This window comes from Candidatus Phytoplasma meliae (assembly GCF_016876135.2).
The window spans coordinates 23,739-32,687 of sequence record NZ_JACAOD020000009.1 but is presented as its reverse complement, the minus strand read 5'-3'; the positions used below and the strand labels follow the sequence as shown (position 1 = coordinate 32,687).

The window sequence follows — 8,949 nt, the reverse complement described above, 5'->3', positions numbered from 1 at the left end:
CAAAAAACTCAAACTTTACCCTCTTACAAAAAGGGCAAGCCAGAAATTTATATAACAAATCCAAACCCTTATACGAATCATCAAAAACCTTATGCAAATCATCAAAAACCTTATATGAATCATCAAAACCACTCTATAATCAATCCAAACCCTTATACAATTTATCAAAACCACTCTATAACCAATCCCAACCCTTATACCAACAAGCTATTCAACAAACACAAAAAACCCAACAAGCCAAAGAGCTTCGAAATCAAACTAACCAAGAAGCTCAACGAGCACAAGAACTCTATCAACACACAGAAAAACCACAAACATACATTACTCAAACTCAACAAGCTACCCAACAAGCCCAAGAATTATATAACCAATCCCAATCCTTATACCAACAAGCAATTGATTTATATAACGAACATAAATAATTTATAATTATCATCAAAAAGACTCAATAAAACTTGAGTCTTTTTTATTTAAAACTATTTTTTAAAATAATATCATAGTGTTACAAAGCAGGGATTACCTTAAAATATATAAAACCTTTAATCAAAAAGATGACTATATGTTATAATATTATTATTAAAGCAAAAAGCAAAGATCATTAAGGCTTAAAGGATAACAAATATGAATATAGAAAAAATAAAAGAACGACAAAAACATATCCGTAATTTTTCCATTATTGCTCATATTGATCATGGAAAATCTACTTTAGCTGACCGTATTTTAGAGCTTACAGGAACAATTGATAAAAGGATTATGCAAAATCAAATCCTTGATTCAATGGATTTAGAAAGAGAAAGAGGGATTACTATTAAATTAAATGCTGTTGAAATTTTTTATCAAGCGCGTGATGGTAAAACATATGTGATGCATTTAATTGATACTCCTGGTCATGTTGATTTTAGTTATGAAGTATCTCGTTCTTTAGCTGCTTGTGAAGGAGCTTTATTAGTGATTGATGCAGCTCAAGGGATTCAAGCGCAAACCTTAGCTAATGTTTATTTAGCTAAAGATAATAATTTAACTATTATTCCTGTTCTTAATAAAATAGATCTTCCTAGTGCCGATGTTAATAAAGTTAAAAAAGAGATTGAAGAAACCCTTAATATTCCATCTGATAATGCTATTTTGGCTAGTGGTAAAACTGGGTTAGGAGTCATAGAGATTTTAGAAACTATTGTTACTCAGATTAAGTCACCTCAAGGAGATCCTAATCAACCTTTGCAAGCTTTAATTTTTGATTCTTATTTTGACTCTTATAAAGGGGTAGTTCCTTCAATTAGGTTAATTAATGGAACAGTTAAAAAAGGAGATCAAATCCGTTTTATGGCTAGTAATCAGACTTATGAAGTAGTTGAAGTAGGGGTTTATAATCCTAAGCAAGCTATGAAGGAATTTTTAGCTCCAGGAGATGTCGGATATCTTACTGCTGCTATTAAAAATATTGATCATATTAGAGTAGGTGATACTATTACCTCTCAAAATAAACCAGCACTTGTTCCTTTACCTGGTTATAAACAAATGAATTCAGTTGTTTTTTGTGGCCTTTATCCTGTTGAAACTAATAAGTATGAAATCTTAAAAGAAGCTTTAGAAAAGCTAAAACTAAATGATTCTTCTTTAATTTTTGAACCTGAAAGTTCTTCGGCTTTAGGTTTAGGTTTTAGGACTGGTTTTTTAGGGCTTTTGCATATGGAAATTATTCAAGGGGGAATAGGTGATAAGTGTTAAAGAATTTGAAAGTTATTTATTTTTGCTTTGGGAATTGACATTTATAACTAACCTTTATCTTTCACTATTTATACTTATATTATACCTTAATTTTAAGGTTTTATAACATAAAAATTACAAAAACAACACCAAAAACCCTCTAAAAAAGAGGGTAAAATATATGATAATTAAATTAAAAATTAAAATAAAATCCTTTCTTGATATTTAATATTTAAATATTTAAATTTAAGTAAATCGTTGATATAAAGGATTAATATAATTATTAAATTGAGTATATCTTATTTGTTTATCTAAATTATTACTAAATTTCTCATATGTTTCTAATTTATTAAGATTAAAACATTTATTTAATAATAAACATATCTTAAAATATTTTTTACTATTAAAATAATTTTTAAACAATTTTTTGGCATAAAAAATTGTTCCATAAAAAAAAGATAATTTGCCTTTAAATTCAATATATTTATATAAATATTGATTCTTATTTTTTTCAAAATCAATTGCATTTAAACTATTTTCTTTAAAACAAAATTTTTTATTATTTGTTCTTAAAATATCATTTCTTAATAATTTAAAAAACGGATGACCTTTCTTAAAATCTAAAATATTTCTAAGATAAAAACCTGTTAAATGATATTGAGAGTGTTTTAAATCAAAAGGTAAATATTTTATAGTTTTAGTAATAGGTAATTTTTTACAACTTAAAGAAAATTGAAATAAACGTTTACCAATTAAATGATTTTTCTTTTGTAAAATCATTTTTTTAATTTCTTTATCACTTAAACCAGCATCATATTTACTAACATACTCAGCAATAATAAAGGAACTATCTTTATGAATAATATTTTTTTTTAATTGACATTCATTAATTTCTAATTTATTAGTTTGTTTATTATCTTTATAAAATATTTGTAAATTTTGAGAACGTGGATTTAATCTTTTTAAATTAGGTAATCCACTTTTACTATTAACAATATCAGCCCATAATTTAAAAACATTAGGAATAATTAAGTTTTGATTTTCACTAATTTTCCATCCATTATCAATATTATATTTCTTGCCACGATCATAATAATATGTTTTATTTTCATAAAATTCTGAATTAGATAACAAACCTTTTTTTTGACACATCATTTTATTAGTAAAACCAAAAATTTTTAATAAATCAATATTAAACATAATATGAAAATGCCAAACACCTTTAATTTGTAATTGAGAGGCTATAAAATATTTAAACTTTTTTAAATATTTTTTAATGCTTAAAATATGATATTTTTTGGATTTTAAATATTTATAATAATTAAAACGTAATTTATTAATAAATTCTTTAACTAATTTTTGAACTTTATTTAAATCTTTAACCTCTGGTGATAAAGAACCATTATGATTATGATGGGCTAAAGTAAGAGTTAGCCAACTAATTTTATTTTCATTTGCAAAATTATAAATAGCTTTAAAACGAGCATTATTTTTAGATTGTCTAATATTTCTTTTAATATCTATTAATTTACTTTCAATATTAATTGGTTTATTAACAATTAAATTATCTTTATCTTTGCCAATAATTAAACAAATATTTTTATAAATTTGATTTAATTTTTTATCATTGTTTTCTAATTTTAAATAATATTCATTATCAAAATAACTTTTAAAATTATTAAATTGAGGTAATTCTTTTATTTTATCTTTAATAAATTTTACTTTTTCTTTATTATCTTTTAAATTATAATTAGTTTTAGCCAAAAAATAAAAATAATTAAAATCATCTATAATTTCGGAATTAGAAAAATTATAACCAAATTCCTTTAATTCATGATGAATAAAAGCTATTTTTTGTTTTTTAATATTTTTTAATCTATTATCTTGCATCGATGAAATAAGACGATAAAGGTGTAAATTAGTAAAATGAGAAACACAACCTAAACCAAAATCAGTAGTTTTGAAAAAAAATAAATTATTTTGGTAATCTTTTTTAATTTTTTCTTTTTCAAAAATACTTAAACTTTTATTATTATTAATTGAATTAAACATTTTTTGAGCATGAAAAGATAATTTAACATCCTCTTTATTCATTGTAAATTCATTTAAATATAGCATAATTAATTTTCCTTTGTAATTTGATAAATATAATATAGCTTAGTCACTTCATTTATCCGTTCTTGTCAATCCTAACTCACAATATAACATTAAGCCCAAAATCTCACATAAAAAAAATTCTTTTTTTTACATTCGATTTTGTCAAGCTTAATGTTTGATATATTGTGAGGATTGACAAGCGGATGAAGCGACCAAGCTCTCTTAAAAAAGACATCTTTAATTGTGTGAGGATGAAACAAACGGAATCAGCAAACACAGATCTAAAAAAGAAAGGGGGGGTGAAAAGAGGGTGATTTTTGCATTTTGTGGTGCGTTCTCCCTTCTTGCTGAGTAAATCCTTGCTCCATGTAAAGGGGTCGCCTTATTAAGCTAACCCCCTTTAATGGTTTTACTTGTTAATTATATTCTCTTATTGTACATAATTTCCAATTCTTCCGATTCAGCTTCTACCTCTTTGGTTGTTTTTTTGCAAAAGAATAGAAAAACTGCCAATATTACAGCAAGTATTAAGAAAACATCAGTACCTATTTCATGTTTACTTTCCATTTTTTTTATCCTTTTATATATGTTTATACATTAAAAGCCAAACTAAGTTAGATAGTAGTTGGATTTAACCTATATCGTCGACGGATTCAATAGTACCATCTTTGTTGTAGAATGTTATTTTAATGAGTTTTCCGTTTTGGTTATATTCGAAAACGGAGTAAATAATGCCATCTTTGTTGTATTGTGTATATTTGGCCTTCTTTCCGTTATCGTCGTATTCAATGATGGAGTAGATTATGTAGTCACTTCCGGAGTAATAGCTGATTTTCGGCAAATATTTTAAACCTTTAAAATCAAATTTTATTTCTTTAAATCGCTCAAGAACACAGTTTGCACCTTTTAGTTCCTCAATTGTATATCCTGCAGCTTTTAGTTCTTGCACTGTATATCCCGCTTCTTTTAAATACAACGCTTCACAAACCAAATCGCCTAGGTCTTTTAAATACGACGTTCCACAATTCGCATCTTTTAGTTCTTTTGCAGTATAACCTGCTTCTTTAAACTCTTTAAGAGTATAGCCTGTATCTTTTAGTTCTTGTATTGTATAACCCATTTCTTTAAAACCTTTTACAGCATAACCCACTTCTTTTAGTTCTTTTGCTGTATATCCCGTTTCTTTTAGCTCTTTTACAGTATAACCCGCAGCTTTTAGTTCTTGTGCTGTATATCCCGCATCTTTTAGTTCTTTTGCAGTATAACCTGCTTCTTTCATTTCTTTTGCAGTATATCCTGCATCTTTTAGTTCTTGAAGAGTAAAGCCTGCATCTTTTAGTTTTTGTGCTGTATATCTATAACTTTTTAATAACTTAGCTGTATAACCATAATCTTTTAACTCTTTTACAGTATATCCCACTTCTCTAATTTCTTCCATTGAATAAATTAAATAGCTTTTATTTTCTAATTCCTTCAATGTATATCCAGCAACTTTTATGTCTTTAAACGTGTATCCAGCATCTTTTAGTTCTTTTGCAGTATATCCTAATTCTTTTAGGTCTTTTGCAACACATCCTAATTCTTTAAGTTGCTTAGGAGTTGCTCCCATCTTTTGATAAACTTTAAAGTTTGGTTGTTTTATTTTATAAAACTTAGTTTCTCCTTCTAAGTTTTCTTCTTTTATTAATTCCTTAGTAATTTTTGTATAGTACTCTTTTGTTTGATTTTCTTTAATTTCACAATAACATTCAAACTTTAATGATTCATTTTCTAAGCTTAATTCCTTATTTTCTTTTTCTAACTTATTATTAGTTTCATATAATAAATTATTCATTTCTTTTGCTTTTTGTACAATATCTATGTTTTGTAATTTACGTCTTTCCTCAGTTTCTAAATGATATTGATAAGCAGCTGAACCAATCATTAAAATACAAAGAATTAAAGTACCAGTAACAATAATAAAAGGGATTGTTTTCAAATATCTACCTCTAAATTTAAAAGTATGCATATAATTTTTCTCCTATAATTTTTTTAATTATTAAAAATAATTAAAGCATTATTTTTATTATCATCAAATACATATAAATAAATAATATTTATTAAAAATGATAAAACAAAACTTAATATTATTATAACATTTTTCAATAATAATAACCATATTTTAAGAACAATTACAAAAATATCTAATATTCTTAAAACAATTTTAAATAATAAATCACCTATTTTAGAAAAAGCTGCTAAAATAAATGCTTGGATTTCTTTCATAAAATAAATAACAAGACCACCAATAGTAACACTAAAAATTAATTTTACTACTTCTACTAATTTTTCCCACCAACTATTATCAGCATCGAATTTTTTATAACTAAAAATTTCAGTAACAAACATTGAAATAAAATCCTTAATTTTTACAAAAACTTCTTTAAAAATTAATAAAATATCAATTAAAAAATTAAATAAAGAAGAAAATAATTTTAAAGGATAAATTAAAGTAGTTAGTTGTTCCCATATAAAAATAAATATCATTTTAGTAAAATTAAAAATAATAATAAAATTTTTATTCCAACCAACCTCATAATTAAATAAAAAAGATGATTTAGTTAAAAAAATATTATAAAATAAATCATATAATAAAAAGAAAAAATACTTAAAAGAAAATAAAAAAGTAAATAAATATTTTAATAAATCAAAATTAAAAAATATTTTCATTATCTTCAATATTTTCTACTATTAAAGGATTTTTTAAATTAGATAATCTTTTTTTTAATTCTAAATTTTCTTTTAATAATTTATCTAAATCATTTGATTCATCTTTTTTATTTTCTTGGTTATTATTTTTTTCATCAAAAATACCCTCGGAAAAATTAAGGCCACCATGTTCTCCAAATTCTTTAATCATTCTTTGAACATGTTCTTTATATATTCCTAAATAGTTACCCATATGAGCTACTACTCTAATTAATGCTCCAAATTCTTTAACAGTAATTGAGCCATTTTTAATATAATTATTAACTACATCTCTCAATTCATCACTGAATTCATATTTATTTTTTAATTCTTTAAGATATAAATAAAACCAATATATTAAACCGCCAAATAAAAGAGAAATTAAAGAAATAAATGTTTTAGATTGAAAAATATTAATAATTATTTGTTCTAAATTCAATTTAATTACTCCTTTCTAAATTAAATTAAAAAGGTGATCCATCATCAAAACCTGATTTACCTTTTTTAACAGTTTCTACAATTTCTATATTATCAGCAAAAACGCCATAATAACGAATATCTTTGCCATCCTTATTATATTTAGTTTCTCTTAAATTGCCTTTAATAATTGCAAAATATCCTTTTTTAATTATTTTAGAATTATATTCGCCAAAAGCAGTAATATAATGCCAATCAGTCAAATATTCATATTTATCATTAATTTTAACTGTTCTTTTAGTAGCTAATGAAAAATTAATTACATAAGCTTTATTTTTGGTTATTTTAATTTGTGGGTCTTGCCCAATATAACCACTTAAAATTACTGTATTCATTTTTTTAAATTCCTTTTATTTGATATTTTTTTTAATAAAATCTTTAAATTATCTATCATCATATTATTCCTTAATTCTCATTTCTTGTAAAAATGAAATAGGTTTTAAATCTCTTTTCATTCCATAAACAAATCTTTCTTTAACACTTGTCATATATAAATGTTCTTTTGCTCTTGTAATAGCTACATAAGCTAAACGTCTTTCCTCTTTAACATCAATATTATGCATAAAATCATCCATAAAAGTTTCTTGTTCAAATCCAATTAAAAAAACAATTTTAAATTCTTGTCCTTTTATTTGATGAATAGTAGACAATAAAACTTTATTATTATTGGGTTTATTTATTGCTTTATCAATTCTTTTTTCTAAACTATTTCTAATAAAATTTTTTACTTCTATATGTTTTAAATTTGATTCAAATTTAAAAACATTTTTGGTATCTATAAATATATCTTTTTTATTTTCTTTCATAAAATAAGGTATATTATGAACAAAAAAAGCATCTTTTAAATTAGTAGCTAAATAATTTTTACGATATAAAATAACGATATCACTATATTTATATTTACCATTACTAATTAAATTTTTAATTGTTTCAATAATAAAAAGATTTTCCAAATAACTATTAGAAAAATGACGATATATAACTTTACCATTATTATTTAAAAAAGAAACAAGTCTATATTTTTCATCAATTAATGAATTTGATATTTTTATAATTTCATTACAAGAACGATAATTAGTTTTTAAATAAAAAGTTAACATATTAAAATCTTTTTCTAAAAGTTCAATATAAATGTTTTTAGCACCGCGAAATCCATATATATTTTGGTTTAAATCACCTACAATAAAAAGAATTGCATTTCGTGATAAAAGTTTAATTAATTGATATTGATAAAAATCTATATCTTGGATTTCATCAATTAAAATATATTCATATTTATTTTGCAAATCACTTAAAATATTTTGATTATCTAACAATAACTGATAAGCATATTTATTTAAATCATCAAAATCCATTAAATTATTATCTTTTAAGTAAGTAATATATTTATGATAAAAATAACTAAATAATTTATTATTTTTTAAAATATCTTGATTAATTAAATTTTTTTTAATTTTAGAAATAGTATATTTAATGTTAGCAAAAGAGGAAACATATTGATATAACTTAATATCCGCTTTTAAAACGTTTTTAATCGCATATTCAGTTTCTAATTCATCCATAATTTTAAAATTACAATTATATTTATCATTTAATAAATCAATATTCTTTTTTAAAATACTAGTGCTTAAACCATGAAAAGTCATAATTTTGATATCAGTAGAAAAACGTTTATAAATATCATTAACAGTATTTTTATTAAAAGATAAAATTAAAATATTTTTAGGTAGAATTTTTAATTTACTAATTAAATATTTAACACGTTCAATTAAAACCGTAGTCTTACCAGTTCCAGCACCAGCAACAATATTTAAAGAACCCTTATTATATCTAATTATTTGTAATTGTTCTTTATTTAATTTTTTCATTTTAAAACCTGTCATTTTTTTCTTTTATAGGCAATATCTGAAATATTGCCTATAAATAAATAATTATTTAATC

Annotated in this window: 7 protein-coding genes and 2 pseudogenes; 2 read left to right on the top strand and 7 right to left on the bottom strand. The window is 23.1% G+C overall.

The genetic code is table 11. The features are described 5' to 3' along the window. A pseudogene (locus tag CHTY_RS02355) lies at window positions 1–422 on the top strand (hypothetical protein); the annotation flags it as partial. A gap of 199 nt (window positions 423–621) precedes the next feature. Further along, window positions 622–1,704: pseudogene (lepA, locus tag CHTY_RS02350) on the top strand (translation elongation factor 4); the annotation flags it as partial. A 249-nt stretch (window positions 1,705–1,953) separates the two neighbouring features. On the opposite strand, the gene CHTY_RS02345 reads toward lepA, so the two are convergent. From CHTY_RS02345 to CHTY_RS02315, 7 genes are all read right to left on the bottom strand, one after another. Further along, the gene (locus tag CHTY_RS02345; protein ID WP_203552322.1) at window positions 1,954–3,825 is read right to left on the bottom strand and encodes a hypothetical protein; all 1,872 of its coding nucleotides are present in this window, start codon (window positions 3,823–3,825) and stop codon (window positions 1,954–1,956) included. A 399-nt stretch (window positions 3,826–4,224) separates the two neighbouring features. Continuing rightward, window positions 4,225–4,371 (bottom strand): hypothetical protein, encoded by a 147-nt coding sequence (locus CHTY_RS02340; RefSeq protein ID WP_203552321.1) that lies wholly within the window; start codon window positions 4,369–4,371, stop codon window positions 4,225–4,227. 64 nt (window positions 4,372–4,435) lie between these two features. Then, window positions 4,436–5,812, bottom strand: coding sequence for a DUF2963 domain-containing protein (locus tag CHTY_RS02335; RefSeq protein ID WP_203552320.1), 1,377 nt, complete (start codon window positions 5,810–5,812; stop codon window positions 4,436–4,438). Between the two features lie 23 nt (window positions 5,813–5,835). Then, window positions 5,836–6,513 carry a hypothetical protein gene (locus CHTY_RS02330; RefSeq protein ID WP_203552319.1) on the bottom strand — a complete coding sequence of 226 codons (678 nt, stop codon included), beginning with the start codon at window positions 6,511–6,513 and terminating at the stop codon, window positions 5,836–5,838. Continuing rightward, entirely contained in the window at window positions 6,497–6,970 is a 474-nt protein-coding gene (locus CHTY_RS02325) for a hypothetical protein (RefSeq protein WP_203552318.1), read from the bottom strand. The genes CHTY_RS02330 and CHTY_RS02325 overlap by 17 nt, the downstream gene beginning before the upstream one ends. A gap of 25 nt (window positions 6,971–6,995) precedes the next feature. After that, complete coding sequence (locus CHTY_RS02320; protein ID WP_203552317.1) at window positions 6,996–7,343, bottom strand: single-stranded DNA-binding protein; 348 nt, start codon at window positions 7,341–7,343, stop codon at window positions 6,996–6,998. Window positions 7,344–7,406: 63 nt separating this feature from the next. Continuing rightward, entirely contained in the window at window positions 7,407–8,876 is a 1,470-nt protein-coding gene (locus tag CHTY_RS02315; RefSeq protein WP_203552316.1) for an ATP-dependent helicase, read from the bottom strand. Window positions 8,877–8,949: the final 73 nt, after the last annotated feature.

Excerpts from the sequence above, each read along its gene's own strand:
- CHTY_RS02340 (WP_203552321.1), bottom strand. The coding sequence starts at position 4,371 with ATGGAAAGTAAACATGAAATAGGTACTGATGTTTTCTTAATACTTGCT.
- CHTY_RS02330 (WP_203552319.1), bottom strand. The coding sequence starts at position 6,513 with ATGAAAATATTTTTTAATTTTGATTTATTAAAATATTTATTTACTTTT.
- CHTY_RS02345 (WP_203552322.1), bottom strand. The coding sequence starts at position 3,825 with ATGCTATATTTAAATGAATTTACAATGAATAAAGAGGATGTTAAATTA.
- CHTY_RS02315 (WP_203552316.1), bottom strand. The coding sequence starts at position 8,876 with ATGAAAAAATTAAATAAAGAACAATTACAAATAATTAGATATAATAAG.
- CHTY_RS02320 (WP_203552317.1), bottom strand. The coding sequence starts at position 7,343 with ATGAATACAGTAATTTTAAGTGGTTATATTGGGCAAGACCCACAAATT.
- CHTY_RS02335 (WP_203552320.1), bottom strand. The coding sequence starts at position 5,812 with ATGCATACTTTTAAATTTAGAGGTAGATATTTGAAAACAATCCCTTTT.